Source organism: Alkalihalobacterium alkalinitrilicum, from assembly GCF_002019605.1.
Taxonomy (GTDB): domain Bacteria; phylum Bacillota; class Bacilli; order Bacillales; family Bacillaceae_F; genus Alkalihalobacterium; species Alkalihalobacterium alkalinitrilicum.
Genome location: NZ_KV917368.1, coordinates 5,172,920 through 5,190,301, shown reverse-complemented (window position 1 = coordinate 5,190,301; position 17,382 = coordinate 5,172,920). Strand labels below are relative to the sequence as shown.

The window sequence follows — 17,382 nt, the reverse complement described above, 5'->3', positions numbered from 1 at the left end:
TAAAATTCAACATCTCTTTCACAAACTAAAGCGTTTACTTATTTGAGTTTATACTTATAATTCCTTTAAAAGAAAAAATAAGTTATTTATTTAGTTAATCGTTTTACCGATTATTTAAGAAATCATAATATGTAAGCGATTTATAGTCAATGAATTTTTTGATAATCTAAATTTTCAAAATAAATTTTTTATCTTTTTTTTTCAATTTTTATGTATTCACTATGTGTTTTGAAAACCCTTGCAAGAAAAAAACAAGTAAGTTAAAATGTCATTGGATGGTTGTTTTAGTAAAAGGTTTAACCAGGGGATGATATGTTTGAAGATCACAATGAAGGACATTGCAAAAGAAGCCCGCGTTTCTATAGCGACTGTTTCTCATGTTATAAACGGGACAAAAAACATAACGGAAGAAAAACATAATAAAATTATGGAAATTATTAAGAAGTATAACTATATTCCCAATATAACAGCTAAAAATCTTAGACAACAAACAACAAAGACAGCTGGAGTCGTAGTATCTAGTTTTCCTGATACCTTCGTTACAGAAATGGTTTATGGAATAGAGGAACGAGCTCGGGAGATGGGTTATAGTATACTCTTAATTAATACGAATGAAGACAGGGATCGAGAGGAAAAAACCATTAATCTACTTCATTCGAAAATGGTAGATGGCATTATTTTATCACCCACTGCGAAAAGTATAGACTATTTAAATCAATTCATTGATAACAACTTTCCGATTGTACTCATTAATCGTTATGATCCAAAAATGTCGAACACCCCTCGCGTAACTGGTGACAACTATCAAACTGGTTATGATGCAACTATGCACCTATTAAAACATGGTCATAAGAAAATTGGCTTTATTTATACTGTGCCAAATGTATCCACGACAAATGATAGAATTCATGGTTATCAAGATGCTTTAAAAAAACTGAATGTACCTTTCAATACTAGTTATTTGGAAATTGGTTATGGGACTGTTAACGGTGGGGCTAACGCAGTTCATTCGCTATTAGGAAGAGAAAAAGATATTACTGCTCTGTTTATTCAAAACGACCTGATGACGATTGGAGCTATTCAAAAAATAAAAGAACTTGCATTAAGTATACCAAAAGATATTGCAATCATTGGGTTTGGTGACTTTGCTTCATCCGAAATTATCGATCCCCCGATTACAAATATTGTCTTACCTCCAACGACTATTGGAAGAACTTCCTTCGATGTACTATTAGGCCGAATAAATAACCATGAATATATGAAACATATTGAATTACCGCCTTCATTAATTATACGCAAATCTTGTGGCTGTTAAAAAGCATATTTATCTAATATCTATAAAACTACGGACGGATAAGTCTTCTTTTCCGTCCGTGGCTTCATTCATTTATCCTTTCTCATTCTACTTATTAAATGTACTTCTTTATCCTGGTTAAGTTCTTAAGGTAAAGACCCCCACTTCTTAGCGTACGTGGTAAGTTCTAATCAGGTGGAGTCCATCTGCTTCCCCGATGTTCCAGCTTGCTGGAACGAGTTCGCTTTAGGATGTCAATAGAGTAGGCTTTTCCTCCTCTACTTTACTTTCGATTTCTTAATGATGATGTTCCTCTTCAGCAGCCATGGCAATGGCTTTTGTTTGATGAACCGTTCCATATGGATGTTGGGGCGGCGCATAGATTGAGTATAGTTTTATAGGTTTATTCCCCGTATTGATTAAATTGTGCCATTTTCCAGCAGGTATTATGATTGCAAAGTCATCAAATACTTCTTCTTCAAAGGTTAGATTATCTTTGTTATCTCCCATTTTAATAATCCCTTGGCCTTCTTCTATACGTAAGAATTGATCAAGGTCAGGGTGAATTTCTAATCCGATATCTTCTCCAACATTGATACTCATCAACGTCAATTGTAGGTGGTTTCCTGTCCATAAAGCCGTACGAAAAGTGTTGTTTTGCTTCGTCGCTTCCTCAATATCTACAACAAATGAGTTTGGTCCATAATCCGTCACCCGCTGTAACAATTCATCATGCATAGACTGAAGTCTAAGAGCATTATCTTTTTCGCCATTTAACGCCCACAAAAATACATTTTGAATTTGTGGGTTTTGAGTAAGCAAAGAACTTCTTTGATATTGATTATAACCCTCGACTTCTAATTCATAAGCCTTTTGTAAGCCCTCTTTATAATTTTGGAATGATACTTTATTGATTTGGTACACTGGTTGATTTCCAGTAATAGCAATAAAAAGTTGAGTGAATTGTGTTAAATGAGCTTTTTTTCCTTCTAAAGTGTTTTGAATGTCATTTTTATGGGTTTGATTTGGCGCTATAGTTACTAATCGGCTGTACAAATCAACGGCTGAAGCTTCTTTTTTTATTCCTTCAAGTATAGCTGTAGCCACTGATTTTTCATTTTCTTCATAATGTCTTGGCATATATTCTGAGTAATACATCGGTTGATTAGAATTAGCGTAATAAGGATAGGAATACCCTCTAGGAGCATAATACATTTTACTCATTCCCTTCAATTTTATAAAATTATCATATGCCTAACGCAATAAAATGTACTTTTGTATTTTTCACGTAAAAAAAGAACGTATTGTCTAAACAACAATTCGCTCTTATTACATATTTAATAAGTAAAATCATTGATCAATATTTATTCTTCTGCATTTTAAAATGAAGCGAGTCCTTTATTCGTAAGTTTAATCATAATATCAGCCATTTCCTTTGGCGATTTATCCATTCCATTATCCAACCAATTTATTATAACGTGAATACTCCCACTCACGACAAACATACTTATATATTCAGAAATTTCCTTATCAACATTGTTGACAGTCATCCAGTTTTTTACAGTAAATTGATGAGCGATCATCATCACTCTTTTTTGAAAGGTAGCATCACCGTGTTCACTAAAGAGTGTTTGACATTTATCACTGTTTGCCGCTACATAATCTAACATTTTTTCTGTCATCTGTATTGCTTCTTCTTCCTTCGTGTAATTGTATTGACTCAGTGTTTCGTTCATATCCTCTATGAGTTCTTCTTCTATCTTATAAAGTAGGTCAAACTGGTCCGAAAAATGAGAATAGAAAGTTGAACGATTGATGTCAGCTAGTTCACATATTTCTTTTACAGTAATAGTAGAAATGGGCTTTTCTTTTAAGATTTTCATTAGACTATCTTTCAAAATCATCCGAGTATATTTCTTACGTCTATCCAATTTAGAAGTCAATATGAACCATCCTTTTTTCTTTATTATAGGTTGAGTTTAATACTTTTTAGAGGGATAAAATGTATCAAAGAAAACATCGAGTTAGGCCCTTTTTAGCGATAAATTTTCTTTTTCTAATTGTAATCCAACATAAATTACTGTTATGTTGCGAACTCAACGTATGTAGCTTAACTGTTTGTTGAATAAACAACACGGTGTCATTATAATGGTAAAGTGAAAATGATGCTAGCGCAAGAGAGGATGAATGATTATTGACTTAACTGCACGTATTATAAAACATAAAAAATTAGTAGTATTCGCTTTTATACTCATTGCGGTAATCTCATCGCTGGCGCAATTTTTTGTGTCTGTCAATTATAATATGGTAGATTACTTGCCAGATGATGCTCAATCTACAAGAGCACTTGAAATCATGAATGAAGAATTTGCAGGCGCTGTTCCTAACACAAGAGTTATGATCAACAATGTAACGGTACAGGAAGCACTTAGATACAAAGAAAAGCTTGCTGCAATTGATGGTGTCTCAGAAGTCATATGGCTAGATGATGCAATTGATTTGAAGACACCGTTAGAAATGGCAGATCAAAAGACGGTTGAAGCGTATTACAAAGATAACAAGGCGTTGTTTTCATTAGATGTTCGAAATGGTGATGAAGTTGTAATAACTGATACCATTTATGAACTAATTGGAGAAGATGGTGCAATCGCTGGAGAAGCGATAGATACAGCTACTTCACAAAAAATGGCGGGTACAGAATCCCTCCATGCAGCAGCATTGTTAGTTCCTATTATTATACTGATCCTTGTATTATCCACTACTTCTTGGATAGAACCAGTATTTTTCCTAACTGCGATCGGTGTTTCAGTATTGATCAACTTAGGAACAAATATTTTCATCGGGGAAGTTTCTTTCGTAACCCAATCTGTAGCCCCAATTTTACAGTTGGCGGTCTCGCTAGATTATGCAATTTTTCTTCTTCACAGTTTTTCAGACTATCGGAAGAAAACTAGTAACCCAGAAGAAGCAATGCAGCTGGCAATGAAAAAGTCGTTTCCAGCGATTACAGCAAGTGCAGCCACAACGTTTTTTGGCTTTACTGCCCTTACGCTCATGAATTTTGAAATAGGATCAGATCTTGGGTTCAACTTAGTAAAAGGGATTTTCTTTAGTTTTATTAGTGTGGTGGTATTTTTACCAGCTTTAACGCTATGTTTCTATAAGTGGATGGATAAAACACAGCATAAAAGCTTTGTTCCAAGCTTTAATGGATTAGGGCGTCGTGTTGTTAAAATTCGAGTCCCTAGTTTAATCATTGTTTTTGCCCTTCTGATTCCAAGCTTTTTAGCACAAAGTAACACCACATTCACATACGGTCTTGGTGAGCAACCAGAGACTAGCCGTGCTGGTAGTGATCTAATAGTGATTGAAGAGGCCTTTGGGGAGTCGACGCCAATTGTATTATTAGTACCTAAGGGCAATTTAGCAAAAGAGTCAGCGCTTATACAAGAGTTAGAGAAGCTAAACCACGTTACAAGTGTCATCTCTTATGTAAATGCAATAGGTACCGTCATTCCGCCTGAATATTTAGATGCAACGATAACAGATGAATTCTTTTCTAAAAATTACAGCAGAATTATTATTAATACTAAGATGGGTAAAGAAGGAGATGTCCCCTTTTCTATCGTAGAAGCGGTTCAAGAGACCGCAGTTTATTATTATGATGATGAAGCTGTAAGTCTCGGCGAAAGTGTCACATTGTATGATATTAAAAACACGGTAAATAGAGATAACATCATTGTTAATGTAATGACTGTCGTTACAATCGCCATCGTTCTATTGGTCACCTTTAGATCGATTTCGATCCCTTTAGTTCTGCTTATTACAATACAATCTGCTGTATGGATCAATCTATCGGTGCCTTATTTCACAGATACTTCTTTAGTTTTTACAGGATATCTTATTATTAGTACTGTGCAGCTTGCAGCAACAGTCGATTATGCCATTTTATTTACGGAAACTTATAAGGAGAATCGTAAGGAAATGCCTGCTTTGAAAGCAGCTAAGAAAACATTAGATGAAAAAACATTCTCTATTTCTATATCTGCTGCGATACTATCAAGTGTAGGCTTTATATTATGGTTTACTTCTTCCAACCCGATTGTTTCTTCGATTGGATTACTACTAGGAAGAGGTGCCTTACTCGCCTTTGTAATGGTCGTCTGTTTCCTACCTGCGATGCTTTTAGTATTTGATAACGTTATTGGAAAATCAACGTTTAAAGCAAACTTTTATAAGGAGAAATGATGATGCAAAATAAACGATTACTGCTTGTTGTTTTGACTATAATACTGATCATGCCTTCATTTCTTGTTGATACTGCACTTGGCAATTCAACCGAAAAAATAGAAACTTACTTAGATGGAGAGTTAGCATCTAAGGATGAAGTGGTGTACGCAAATTTAAATTCAAATGGACAACTGAATGAAATTTATGTCGTTAACATTTTAGACGTAACTAATGCAGGAACGATTATAGATTATGGAAATTACAGTAGTTTAAAAAATTTAACCGATTTATCAAAAATCGAACAAATAGTTGATATAGTTCGTATCGATGCTCCTAAAGGTAAATTTTATTATCAAGGGAACATGAAAGACCATGGTGAATTACCATGGGATATTACGATTTCTTATTTACTTGAAGGTAAAAAAGTTAACCCAGAAGAACTTGCTGGAAAAGAGGGTCATGTACAAATCAGCATTTTCACGTCGGCCAATGAAAATGTAAATCCGGTATTTTTTGAAAATTATTTATTACAAATTTCTCTCACCCTTGATCCCGATATCTATAGCAATATTGAGATCAAGGGTGGGATGGTCGCAAACGCTGGGAAAAACAAGCAAGTAACGTTTACCGTTATGCCTGAACAACAGGGAGAACTTAGCATTGAAGCCGATGTGATCGATTTCGAGCTACAGGGCATTGAAATCGCAGCTGTTCCATCATCTATGTCCATCGATGAGCCTGATATCGATGAAATGACGAAAGATATGAGGACATTATCAGATGCAATCGCAGAGCTAAATGACGGTGTCGGAAAATTAAAGAACGGCGTTTCCGAATTAAATGATGGTGTCATAAGTCTTCGGAATGGTTCTGAACAATACAAAAATGGAATGGCTGAAATCGATGGAGCCTCCACTGACCTTATTGAGGCTTCTCGCTCCATTGAGAAAGCCCTCGCTACGATCAGCACAAGTCTCAGTGACGATTCTGGTGAAATAGATCTAAGTGAACTCAATAATTTACCAGAAGGACTAATGCAAATGGCCACTGGACTTGATGAAATGGCAGATGGATTAACAATCTTAAGAGAGAACTACTCTGTTGCTTACAGTACATTAGATCATGCAATGGAGGCCATACCTGAATATGCCATTTCGGAAGAAGAAATACACATTTTGTATATGAGCGGAGCAGATCATAATATTTTGGATCAATTGATCGAGACATATTCGGCTGCACATATTGCAAAGGGGACTTATTCCGCCGTAAAAAAAAGCTTTGCCGCAGTGGATACGACGTTACAAGAAATGAGTGAACCTATAAAAGAAATGGGAAACACACTGACTTCCATAGCAAATGAGCTCTCGTCCTCTCTAGAAGGCATAGACATTACAAATTCTATAGCTCAACTGTATGAAGGATTAGCAACATTGTCATCCAATTATGGCGAGTTTCACGCTGGGTTAGTAAACTATACAAATGGTGTGGGCCAATTAGCAAACTCATACAATGAATTACATTCTGGAATCGTGGAGTTGTCTAGAGGTACGGGAGAATTAGAAGATGGTGTTGATGAGCTTCAAAACGGTACAAAGAAATTGTATGAATCAACTAGCGATTTACCTACGCAAATTCAAGAAGAAATCGATCGAATGATTGCAGATTTTGATAAATCCGATTTCGAATCTGTATCCTTTGTCTCCTCTAAAATCGAGAATGTCAACTCTGTACAATTTGTTATCAAAACAGCGAGTATTAATAAGGAAGAACAAGAAACATCAACAGAGCCCGTTGAAGAAGAAAAAGGATTTTTGGCGCGGCTATGGGATTTGTTCTTCTAAGGATAATGTTTACAAAAAGAATTATTATTTGGTAAAGAATAATTATGAAGGGAATTTCGGATATACTGAAGTTCCCTTTCAAATTAATATTGAATGATACTTCTAATAAATAACCTTACTTTTAAAGTGAAACTTCCATCAATTAGGGTTTCCTCTTCCCCCACTGATGGTTGGTCCACACGATGTGGGTCACACAGACGTTGCCAGGACGTGGTGCATTTGTTTGTATTCATTTAGTTGTTACTGGCAGACTACCCCCACTTATTTTTCTTTGATTACTCGAAGTCTTGAAGTGCGGGTTTTACTGCCAGTAGTTGCGAGTTAAATTACATTTTATAATATACTATTTGCGTCCGAGATTTCTTTTATTAAAATAAAGGTAGTAAGAATAAAGGTACCTCGCTAAAAATGGATATAGATTTACGAAGGGAAAGATGAAAATGATTAAAAAAGCGGATGTATTGAAAAGGTTAAACTCATTAATCGGTCAAGAGCTAACGAGTAAAAACCTACATGAAGCTTTGTATTGCGAAGAAAAAGATCAGAAAAAACTTCGTCGGTTTAACTTTGGGACGCATTCGTATGTTCAATACAAAATTCAACATGATGATAACTCAGATATCCCCCCATTTGTAGACATAACGATTCCAGGTAATCCAAACACCTTTAGAGCCGAACTTATAGAAAAGGAAGGACAAATGATCATCCACTCCGAGTCAAAAATAAATTTTTATATATAACTAAGTACTACCATTAAACTTGATACTTATTCGAAACCTGTTTAACAGCATCAATAGCGCTTTCTAGAAAAGCTAAGGAAGAAATGTTATCCAAAGGCATATTCATCAGACCTCCTTATATTCCTTTACCCAATAAAATTGAATTTGTTCAAAAACAAAACTGACATTTCCCTTGCAGTTCAGCCTTGTTTTGTCCTTCATTGGCTTTATGAAGAAGAATTCATTTGTTCAGCTCTTCTGCTCCAGTAGTTGAAGAAGCGCCAGCTTTATTCTGCTAACGCCTCCTTATATGTTGTACCAATGTTCTACATATTCCAAACTGTCAAAAACATCATTAGTTAATTGCTTTATTACAGCTCACTAATTATACAGAAGAAATGGAAAAGACAAAACAACAACAACAACAGATGCAAGGACAGTCTAATCAGCAATAACCATCATTATAAAAAAGAAAAGGACTTTCTTAATAATAGTCCTTTTCTTACCTACCTATTGTGAATAGTACGATGAATATAAATTAAAGAATATAAACACTACTGTTTTAGCTTTATTAAGTTAAGTACTCCTCCAATTCCTAATTTCTCTTATAATAATTCACGAAATTAATGAGTTTAAAGTGATGTAGTTTGAACATGTAAAACCTTCTTTATTCTATGATTAGACACTTGAATGATTTTCCCCAAAAATAGAGCTGTAAGCAATGTTCCAAGTCCTACTGGTCCACCTAGTAAAAATCCAAGTATGACACCACTTACTTCAATACAAGTTCTAGAAACATTAAAGCTCCAACCAAATCGATTACTGATTGCAACCATTAGTCCATCTATCGGTGTTTTCGGAAACTGTGCTTCCATATAAATACCCATTCCCACTCCTGTAAGAATTAGGCCAGTGATAAAGGTAATCCATTGGACTTCCCATGAAAAAGAAAAATCAACATTTCGCAACACAAGATAAACCCAAATATCCAAAAAACAGCTTCTTATAACTATTGGTATAATCGACTCAATTCTTAGCCTCGTTTTTTCAAGTATCCGAGTAATTACTAAAAAGATAACCTGTGAAAATATAGCCCACGTCCCGATCGTTAATCCAAAATAATTGTTCATACCGACTGCAACTGTATCCCATGGTCCTGCACCAATGAAAGATAAAATAATAAGAGCGATCCCTAAAGCAGTAATAGCTAAACCAACTAAATAAATTCCTATTCTTCTTCCCATTATGACACCTTATTCTAAGATAGATTTCAACATCTGTTGCACTATATAAGCTTTTTTTTATAGAACAAATCGTTGTAAGTACTAGCATAAATTACATCCATTTTGACTTTTTAATATATTTATAACATTTATGTTCTAGTTTACTAAATTCATTTTCTAGCTATTTTTATTAAATAATCAAGGATTAGCCAAGGTAGAATGTACCTTGTAACCAAATCAAAAACATAAAACAAAGTAAAAATACCGTTAAACTTTAAAATCTCGATGTTCTCATAACCGAAAAAAATCAGTAACCCTAATAGAAACGTCACTGCAAATACAAATACATATTTCATTACAGACTCCTTTAAAGAATATTATATATTTTAACATGAGTTTGATTGAATAATGAGAATTCTTAAACATTTTATCTTTCTCTTACCAATTAGTTTGATCTACTTGTCTTGAAGCGCATCTTCTATTTTTTTCCTCAACCTATTCATTCTTTTTTCACTTTTTAATGTCTTCTCAACATTTGCCCATCCTATAATGTGTCGGATATCTTCATCCTTATTTAAAAACTTATCATTTGTTTGATAGATCGATCGAAACCATTCTGTCGATTTTAACATCTCTATATTTCTATTCGTTCGTTCTTCGTTTGGCATTCCACGAAGAAAAGCTACCATTGTCATTCCGATATTCGTTATAATTTCTATCAACAAGAAAACCACTCCTTGCTTTTGCAATTATATAAAGCTCTTCTTTTTCACTATCTTCAAGAAAAGAAGATAATAACTTTTTCAAGCAACCGCGAACAATTCTATCAGATACCCTAAGACCTAAGGATAAAGAAATTGCTATTGTAAAACACCGATCATACGCCAATAAGGTACGGTCACAAAAATGGCAACAACAACGGCGACGATATAACATAGTCCAGCGATAAAAATATGTTTGGCTAACCAGCCTTTGTTCTCAATCACACTTTCCGCCATTGCAAGCCACGGCTGTTGATAGGAAAGCAAAAAGAAGTTGATCCCTGCTAAATAAACAAAAGACGATACTAAAGGATGAAATCCAAATTGGTTAAATAGTGGTAATAAAACTCCTACCGTTAAAGCTATAGTAGAAAATCCCCATGGGACATCAATAAAACGAATAATGAAAAATCCTAACGTCGCTACTAATAGGAAAACTAGAGGATCAGCTGCAATACTAAGCAAGGCTGGATATAACATAGGGGCAACCCACTCATCAATATTGGCTGCCATAAATATCGTAGACAGACTTATCGTAACACCGTAGAACACGATTACATCCCAGTTTGCTCCTGTGCCAATCTCTTTTGGTTCAACGACCTTAAATACAAGTAATAAAAATAAAGCTAATAATGCAATAGCTGTAGTTGGGATGAGATGCAGATTTTCTGTTGTGAACATGGCCAATGTCCCTAATAGGATAATTGCTGTTATCATTTCTTGCCGACTTACTGGCCCTAATGCTTTATATTCATTTACAAAAGTATCTTTAGAAATCCCTAACGGTACATTAGGTTTCATAAATAAATAAACGAGAAGTACAAATAGTAATGTAATGATCATCCAAGGAAGAGCTAATATTTGAAAATACGTTTCAAATGTAACCATATGTTGCAATTCGACTGGGAGAAATCCTAGAAGAATTGGCCCTGAAAGAGAGCCAGTAAGCCAGCCAGTTCCAGGAAACAAACACATGGCCCAGCAAATAAGGGCAATAAATGCAGAACCTTTCGAACGGTATTCTAGTTTACAAGCTTTAATTACACCTAATGCAATAGGCATCATAATTGCAATCCTAACAGTAATTGAGGGGGTAAGAGCGGATAACGCAACCCCAATAATAAGCCAGCTCATGGACATACTCATCCAGCTAGGTTTAAAGCTTTTCAATACAAGATAGGCTATTCTATTTCCCAATCCCGTCTTTTGTAACGCAAAACCGAAGTACAACGCAGGAATTAATATCCAGACAGATGAACTAATAAATCCAGATACCACGACATCATAATTCAAACCAAATATAAGTCCTCCAGCCACTAAAACTGTACTCCCAGCCATAAAAGGAACGCCTCCAGGCTTAAATATCCATAAACCCATTGTGACGATAACCGTACCTATTATGTAATGACCTAGTGGTTCTAGGTTGGTAAAAGGCTGAACTAATCCGGTAACGAGCCCTATTATTGCAAACAATATTGCTCCAATAATGTTCTTATTCACCATATTTTCTCTTCCCTTCTTTGCAATTAGTACCCTTTCTAATTGGAAGTAAAGTTATATTTTTGAAGATTAGTTACATCGTAATTGTAATTGAAAATTTATAGCAGAGTTTTATTGTTTAGTATAAACAGGTATGATTTCACTAAAAACAAAAAGCATATAATACATAAACCACAGTAAATATTTAGAATATTGTAACATATAGTAATGTAAGTGTAGATAGTGTATGTTTCTATCTTATAGTAATAAATAACAAAAAAATTTACAGAATACAAGATTTTGAATGGAAAACTAAAAAAGACTAATATGTTTGCAGTTCAACTGCTAAACATATTGGCCTTCAATACACTTTAAATTGTTACTCTATTTAATAACGATTGTAAGATCATTTTTCGGAACCAGAGTATATCAAATGGTTACTTTTTTTGATCCTTAAAAAAGCACTCCCCACAAAGTTATATTTTTGTAGGGAGAAGCCGTATTCATTAATTTTGATTAAGTTTAAACAAAAAGCGTTAATTACCTCGCTAGATTTGGAATCCATAATACGAGATCTGGCCAAACCGTAATAATAAATAAAACGATAAATGACACAATTAAGAAAGGAAAAATTGCTCGAGTTAGCGCTTCAATTTTTACATTTCATTGAAGATGCTATAAATAAGCCAGCCCCTACTGGTGGGGTTAACAATCCTATCGTTAAGCGAATATTTCAACAGGGTATCTTACAAATAACTGTAATGTTCGTGTAAACCTTCATTAAGTCGAGGGGTCCTTCATCCCCCAATAATGGTTAGCTGAGGCCCACACGATGTGGGTCACACAGACGTTGTCACAGGACATGGCAACGTCTGTGTTCATTTAGTTGTTACTGCCAGTTGATACAGGATAAAAATGGAAACACTTCGTTAAATAGTGTAACAAATAAGTAGTTTTACTGTTTCAAATTATTGATTTCGAACTCTTTGTAAATTTTCTTTTCTAAACAACATCCTTTACCGAACGACCACTAATATAAACCTTATCATTCCTCTCATCAGCTGTTAATAAGAAAATATCTTTAATATTTTCATAGCCATTTTGGTGAACTTGTTCATCTAACCAAGCCATGCTATAACCTAACTTCTCTAAGTTTGCTTTATTCACTTCTCCTTCTAAAATTAACACGGAAGGATAACCTTTTTCTGAAGGAGTTTTGTCTAAATCACTAGGCGTTAAAGCGTCATATTTAGACTTCTTTATAACACTAATTTGTCCATTGGGTTCTAGAATGGCGTAATCAATTTCGGTTAAGTCACTCGCTTGGTTAAGCCTTAAATCCATAAATAGTGCTTCAACGGTTAGTTTTGCTTTTCGCATTTGATCGACTAAGATTTGTCCTTTATTAATAATAATAATCGGTTCAGCTTCAACAAACCGTCTGACCTTTGCATTTTTGAGAGCAAGAAACGTTAAGGTAAGATGTAATCCGACAATTAAAGAAGCAGCTGCTAGGGGGCCACCGAGAGGTAATTCACCAGTCGATAAAGGTTCGCCGACAATATCTCCAATGATGATAGCAAAAATAAAATCAATGGGGTGAAAGGATACCATCGACCGTTGGCCAAGAATTTTTATGATCATAAAAATATAAAGATACACAATACCTGCTCGTATGAGATATCCATATATCGGTAAATCTTCTGCTCCATTCCAAAATTCCACAATTAAACTCCCCTTTACATCATCTGTTTTGTTACACAAGATGTTACCACTATTACCGTTTTCTAACTTTATATTCACTAATGAAAAAGTTTGATTAACCTTGTATTAAGTCCTTATAGTAAGCTAGCAAATAGTAGGACGGAATCATAATAAGCCAGCAGTTATCTATGCTGGCTCTTTTTACTAATGGTGATATTTTGAGATTGGAATTAATCCTGATTTAGTATCTCCACCATACCATTCTGGAATTTCACCAGGAATAAATATATCACTTAATAAAATGTTATTTTCTACAGTGGTAGTTTCTGTCGCAAATGGAATAACAACTTTAACATTTGCGATGATCGTAATATAAACGGAAACATGCGTATTATTTACTCCAGCACTCACAACTTTAGCTCTTACTTCGGATTGTACATCCCCAATCGTTGTAAATTTCACTGGAATTAACGGTCCAAAATTAGCTAGTAGGGAATTATTCGTTGCAATTCCTAAAGGGATATGATGGATGATTCCTGGATCATTTTCGATATCATCAAAGAAACCTGAAAAACTTTCCGTGTTAACAAACTGTAAGCTACGTTGAACTCTAGTAGTGGCCTCTGCAGTGACTCGGTTATAGATTTGCGGGTTAAACCTAACTGAGCTGATTTCTCCATCTTTTTTATAATCAATCTTTAATAGTTGATCCATATCCAAATGCTCGACTATTTTTTTATCGATTGCATCATTTATAGATTGAGCTGCGATTCTTTGAGTTTCAGTAACTGCAACATTAATTATAGTTGGTCTTATTCCTCTTTCTACAATATATAGTGCCTGAATTGTTAAAAGAACGAATAGTACGAAGGATACTAATAAAATGCTACGTAGTGATATTGGTTTTTTCTTATTTAATTTTATCAAGAGCACTTCATCCTTATCCTCATCATTTGAAAATCAAGACAAAATGGCACAGTTTACAAATCAAGCAACCTTCAAAACTAGAAAAATAATTAGCATCTACCCTATTAAAGCACTATTAGTAAAGGTAATTTTTTTTACTATTACTGAAGTATCTCCAAAAGGTAATTTTATTTTATACGTTTGATTCGCCTTCGCTAGGAGTAGTTGAGAGCCGACAGGAGATAGGAAAGATATTAAGTCCTTTTCAGGATTTGCCTGATAAGGAAACACAATAGTAAAGGTTTCATTAATATGATCATCAAGATAATACACTTCCACCGTACTGCCAATGAGAACAACTGAATTAATACTCTCTTCATTAAAATTAGATAGTATCCTTTCAACTACTTCCATATACTTATGAACTGTCTTTTCAACTTCACTCTTTTTACTTTTCTCTTGAACAAACACTTCTAAAAAACGGTGCAGCTCCTCATCAAAATAGACAAGTTGATTTATTAGCTTAGATCGCGAGCCTATCATTGCTATATTATCGTTCATAGTAAACCCGTCTCCTCTTTTTGTAGACTGGAATGGTTTTATACCACCACGTTTAGTTAAATTATCGCTCTATACAAAAGGCCCCAAAAGATTGGGACCTTTACAAATTTAAAAATTATTTAGTTGTGCTACCTTGTCACTTAAAATAAAAGGTAAAAACCTTAAAGAAACTTACAACTTATACTGCAAAATACCTTTTCTTTTTCTTTAACTATATGGAACTATATTCGATATTTTGAATAATAACTTCTTTTAATTGCGAACATTCACTTAGGTTAAAACGATCACCTACTTGGCGTAATAATAATTGTTGCCCTATGGGTGAAAGGTATGAGAAATATTCAATCTCCTCATTTTCTTGTATTGGAAAACAGATATTTATTGTTTTACTCAATTTATTTTTCACTTCATAAATGGTTACCCTACTATCAATCATGACAAAAGGAATGGATGGAAATTCTACTAAATCAAAGACCTTTAAACTGTACATCGATAGTCTATCAATATAATTATCAATTAACTGTTCAGGATCTACATGAATTTCTTCACTTTTATTAAAAATTAACTTTTGAAGAATTTTCAGTCTGTTCATTTTCAGATAATTAACTTGTGCGACCATACGCTTTTTCATCCAGTTATGCATAATCGCTTTTCTAAGGATCATTAGTTAATCCCCCTAGTATTATTATTGTCAGATCCACAGTTTCAATTTTCATAAGGTAATCACTTCTTCATTTTTTTGAAAGTGTTTCTGTTCAGCGTTTTTCTTTTCCTCATTTTCGTCTTTTTCTAATTCTGGCTTTATATATTCTTCGAATACTATTCTCTTTTGCCATTCGAGCCACTCTTGATTACTCATTTCTAATCACATCTTTCAATGATAAATTAGATTAACAAACCTTTTTTGTTTGTTATTCCTTCTTCGTTAATGCCTTTTTGGGACGGCAAACCTTACAAACTTTCATCGTCTTACCATTTTCATTAACTAGGTCATATAACAGTTTTATCCGCCTTCTATTACATATTGGGCAAGTACCTCTTCCCCGGCCTTCTAATTCACGTAATACTTTTCCGCGTGTTGTTGTTGCCAACTATTTCAACCCCTTATTTATTTTCACACAATTCATAAAGCAAATTTTCAGCATCTTGTAGAATGAGTTTTTTTATAATCATAATCTCGCTAACTATCATATTGTAATATTTACTGTATATCTCACGTTCACTTTGATTCAGACCACTCTCTCTTTTTTTTTGAACTAGCGCTTGCAATATCTTTGCAATCAGTTGAATATCACCTTCCAAGAGAATTTTTTCATAAAATTTTTGTTTTTGATGCAATGGATACATTTTAATATTCGTATGAACTGGAACTAAACTAGAAAAAACATAACTTAATTCCTTGAAATTCATTACAGACCTAATATTTTTATGAGACAAACGGTGTAAGGGTAGAGAAACACTAAGGTCATCTAATATTAAATTAATAACATAGTACTTTTCTTGTTTCCCCTGAATACACTTCTCTTCTATAGCGGATACAAAACCCGCGCCATAAGGTGGATATACAACTTCGTCCCCTACCTGAAACAATTTAACCTCTCCTTTCTATTTAATTGGAGATTAATTGTAATTCGGCAAGAGAATCACCCCCTTGTCGTGATCAAGTTTATTATTTTTCTGCATTTATGTTTTTCCCTCTTAAAATGAAATTAAGGTAATTATTGCTTTATATAGCTGAAATAAAGTACTACAGTAAAATATTGTATGTACACATATAGATCATAACATAATACTTGCTAAAGGTACATTGAATTTATGTTACAATATACGTACCCTATACTTAGGATGGTGAGTCGATGACAAAACTTTCTATATCGGTAAACAAGTTTGGCCTAACACAAAAAGAAGTCCTACACCTTTTAATCTTACAATTGCTTAATCAGTCGCCTACACATGCTGCAGAAGTTTATAGATTAGTTTCAGAAAGTTCTAGAAACGATCATTTAAGTCCAACTCGTTCTAGAACATATGTGTATAAAACTCTAGACGAACTTCAAAATAAAAATTTAATCGTATTTCAAAAACAAGGACGAAAAAAAATTCTTCACTTAAGTGAAGAAGGTGCTGTGTACTTACGTCATTATGCAGAAAATCTCTATCCTACACTCATTAAACTAATGAAAATAATTGAACACATGAAAAAAGTAATCGTAAATCAGCTAAACCACACCTTAGATACATCACTAACAAATTATGAAAAACAATATATTAGTAAAATTATTAATGTAAAAGCGTTGATACAATGGTATACATTACAACGACTTATCCATGAAGGTACACTGCATGGCGGAGCCCTTTATAGGGATATGGATATTTGGTTTGGGTGGATGAATAACCATGGATATTTTTATCAAGTGCTTAGAGAAATGAATCATGAAGGACTAATTAGCGGAACATGGTTAGATGAGGAAACACGATCACAGCGAAAATATACAGTAACTAAATTGGGTAAGAGTCAGTTTACTTCTTTAAGCATTGAAATTGAAAACCATTTAACTGAAGTTCATCAGTTTTTAAGGTCTATGATCGAGAAATTTAATCATACCCCTTAAAACCTGGGGAGCGTTTGGCATTAGAATATGCCCTATACTAATCGTAGCCTTC

At 34.1% G+C, this 17,382-nt stretch carries 19 protein-coding genes; 6 read left to right on the top strand and 13 right to left on the bottom strand.

Annotated features, from left to right (window positions below):
- The first annotated feature begins 316 nt into the window (after positions 1 to 316).
- Positions 317 to 1,315 carry a LacI family DNA-binding transcriptional regulator gene (locus BK574_RS25130; RefSeq protein ID WP_078430563.1) on the top strand — a complete coding sequence of 333 codons (999 nt, stop codon included), beginning with the start codon at positions 317 to 319 and terminating at the stop codon, positions 1,313 to 1,315.
- Between the two features lie 276 nt (positions 1,316 to 1,591).
- On the opposite strand, the gene BK574_RS25125 is transcribed toward BK574_RS25130, so the two are convergent.
- Together BK574_RS25125 and BK574_RS25120 are read right to left on the bottom strand one after the other, a co-directional pair.
- Positions 1,592 to 2,518: a cupin domain-containing protein gene (locus tag BK574_RS25125; RefSeq protein ID WP_338020623.1), complete on the bottom strand. Its 927-nt coding sequence runs from the start codon at positions 2,516 to 2,518 to the stop codon at positions 1,592 to 1,594.
- A gap of 155 nt (positions 2,519 to 2,673) precedes the next feature.
- Positions 2,674 to 3,225 carry a TetR/AcrR family transcriptional regulator gene (locus tag BK574_RS25120; RefSeq protein ID WP_338020622.1) on the bottom strand — a complete coding sequence of 184 codons (552 nt, stop codon included), beginning with the start codon at positions 3,223 to 3,225 and terminating at the stop codon, positions 2,674 to 2,676.
- Between the two features lie 256 nt (positions 3,226 to 3,481).
- Between BK574_RS25120 and BK574_RS25115 the strand changes: the two genes are divergently transcribed.
- From BK574_RS25115 to BK574_RS25105, 3 genes are all read left to right on the top strand, one after another.
- On the top strand, positions 3,482 to 5,542 hold the full coding sequence (locus BK574_RS25115) for an efflux RND transporter permease subunit (protein ID WP_078430560.1): 2,061 nt from the start codon (positions 3,482 to 3,484) through the stop codon (positions 5,540 to 5,542).
- A gap of 2 nt (positions 5,543 to 5,544) precedes the next feature.
- Positions 5,545 to 7,365, top strand: a complete 1,821-nt coding sequence (locus tag BK574_RS25110) for a coiled-coil domain-containing protein (RefSeq protein ID WP_238458089.1) — start codon at positions 5,545 to 5,547, stop codon at positions 7,363 to 7,365.
- Between the two features lie 440 nt (positions 7,366 to 7,805).
- Positions 7,806 to 8,105, top strand: a complete 300-nt coding sequence (locus BK574_RS25105) for a hypothetical protein (protein ID WP_078430558.1) — start codon at positions 7,806 to 7,808, stop codon at positions 8,103 to 8,105.
- A gap of 611 nt (positions 8,106 to 8,716) precedes the next feature.
- Here the strand turns inward: BK574_RS25105 and BK574_RS25100 are convergent.
- From BK574_RS25100 to BK574_RS25085, 4 genes are all read right to left on the bottom strand, one after another.
- Positions 8,717 to 9,328 (bottom strand): YczE/YyaS/YitT family protein, encoded by a 612-nt coding sequence (locus BK574_RS25100; RefSeq protein ID WP_078430557.1) that lies wholly within the window; start codon positions 9,326 to 9,328, stop codon positions 8,717 to 8,719.
- 149 nt (positions 9,329 to 9,477) lie between these two features.
- Positions 9,478 to 9,663 carry a hypothetical protein gene (locus BK574_RS25095; RefSeq protein ID WP_078430556.1) on the bottom strand — a complete coding sequence of 62 codons (186 nt, stop codon included), beginning with the start codon at positions 9,661 to 9,663 and terminating at the stop codon, positions 9,478 to 9,480.
- A 99-nt stretch (positions 9,664 to 9,762) separates the two neighbouring features.
- Positions 9,763 to 10,032, bottom strand: coding sequence for a hypothetical protein (locus tag BK574_RS25090; RefSeq protein ID WP_078430555.1), 270 nt, complete (start codon positions 10,030 to 10,032; stop codon positions 9,763 to 9,765).
- A 135-nt stretch (positions 10,033 to 10,167) separates the two neighbouring features.
- A complete protein-coding gene (locus BK574_RS25085) occupies positions 10,168 to 11,571 on the bottom strand; it encodes an SLC13 family permease (RefSeq protein WP_078430554.1) in 1,404 nt (467 codons plus the stop codon).
- A 584-nt stretch (positions 11,572 to 12,155) separates the two neighbouring features.
- On the opposite strand from BK574_RS25085, the gene BK574_RS27805 reads away from it, so the two are divergent.
- Positions 12,156 to 12,320, top strand: coding sequence for a hypothetical protein (locus tag BK574_RS27805; RefSeq protein WP_158211768.1), 165 nt, complete (start codon positions 12,156 to 12,158; stop codon positions 12,318 to 12,320).
- A 229-nt stretch (positions 12,321 to 12,549) separates the two neighbouring features.
- On the opposite strand, the gene BK574_RS25080 is transcribed toward BK574_RS27805, so the two are convergent.
- The 7 genes from BK574_RS25080 to BK574_RS25055 all read right to left on the bottom strand — a co-directional run bounded on the left by BK574_RS25080 (position 12,550) and on the right by BK574_RS25055 (position 16,308).
- Complete coding sequence (locus BK574_RS25080) at positions 12,550 to 13,275, bottom strand: YetF domain-containing protein (RefSeq protein ID WP_078430983.1); 726 nt, start codon at positions 13,273 to 13,275, stop codon at positions 12,550 to 12,552.
- A 180-nt stretch (positions 13,276 to 13,455) separates the two neighbouring features.
- Positions 13,456 to 14,178: a sporulation protein YunB gene (gene yunB / locus BK574_RS25075; RefSeq protein ID WP_158211767.1), complete on the bottom strand. Its 723-nt coding sequence runs from the start codon at positions 14,176 to 14,178 to the stop codon at positions 13,456 to 13,458.
- 96 nt (positions 14,179 to 14,274) lie between these two features.
- Positions 14,275 to 14,718 (bottom strand): GreA/GreB family elongation factor, encoded by a 444-nt coding sequence (locus tag BK574_RS25070; RefSeq protein ID WP_078430552.1) that lies wholly within the window; start codon positions 14,716 to 14,718, stop codon positions 14,275 to 14,277.
- Positions 14,719 to 14,929: 211 nt separating this feature from the next.
- The gene (locus BK574_RS25065) at positions 14,930 to 15,382 is read right to left on the bottom strand and encodes a GreA/GreB family elongation factor (RefSeq protein ID WP_078430551.1); all 453 of its coding nucleotides are present in this window, start codon (positions 15,380 to 15,382) and stop codon (positions 14,930 to 14,932) included.
- 48 nt (positions 15,383 to 15,430) lie between these two features.
- Positions 15,431 to 15,577, bottom strand: a complete 147-nt coding sequence (locus tag BK574_RS27800) for a hypothetical protein (protein ID WP_158211766.1) — start codon at positions 15,575 to 15,577, stop codon at positions 15,431 to 15,433.
- 52 nt (positions 15,578 to 15,629) lie between these two features.
- Positions 15,630 to 15,809 (bottom strand): hypothetical protein, encoded by a 180-nt coding sequence (locus BK574_RS25060; protein ID WP_075388267.1) that lies wholly within the window; start codon positions 15,807 to 15,809, stop codon positions 15,630 to 15,632.
- Between the two features lie 13 nt (positions 15,810 to 15,822).
- Positions 15,823 to 16,308, bottom strand: a complete 486-nt coding sequence (locus tag BK574_RS25055) for a CarD family transcriptional regulator (RefSeq protein ID WP_078430550.1) — start codon at positions 16,306 to 16,308, stop codon at positions 15,823 to 15,825.
- A 266-nt stretch (positions 16,309 to 16,574) separates the two neighbouring features.
- On the opposite strand from BK574_RS25055, the gene BK574_RS25050 reads away from it, so the two are divergent.
- Positions 16,575 to 17,330, top strand: coding sequence for a PadR family transcriptional regulator (locus BK574_RS25050; protein ID WP_078430549.1), 756 nt, complete (start codon positions 16,575 to 16,577; stop codon positions 17,328 to 17,330).
- Positions 17,331 to 17,382 lie beyond the last annotated feature (52 nt).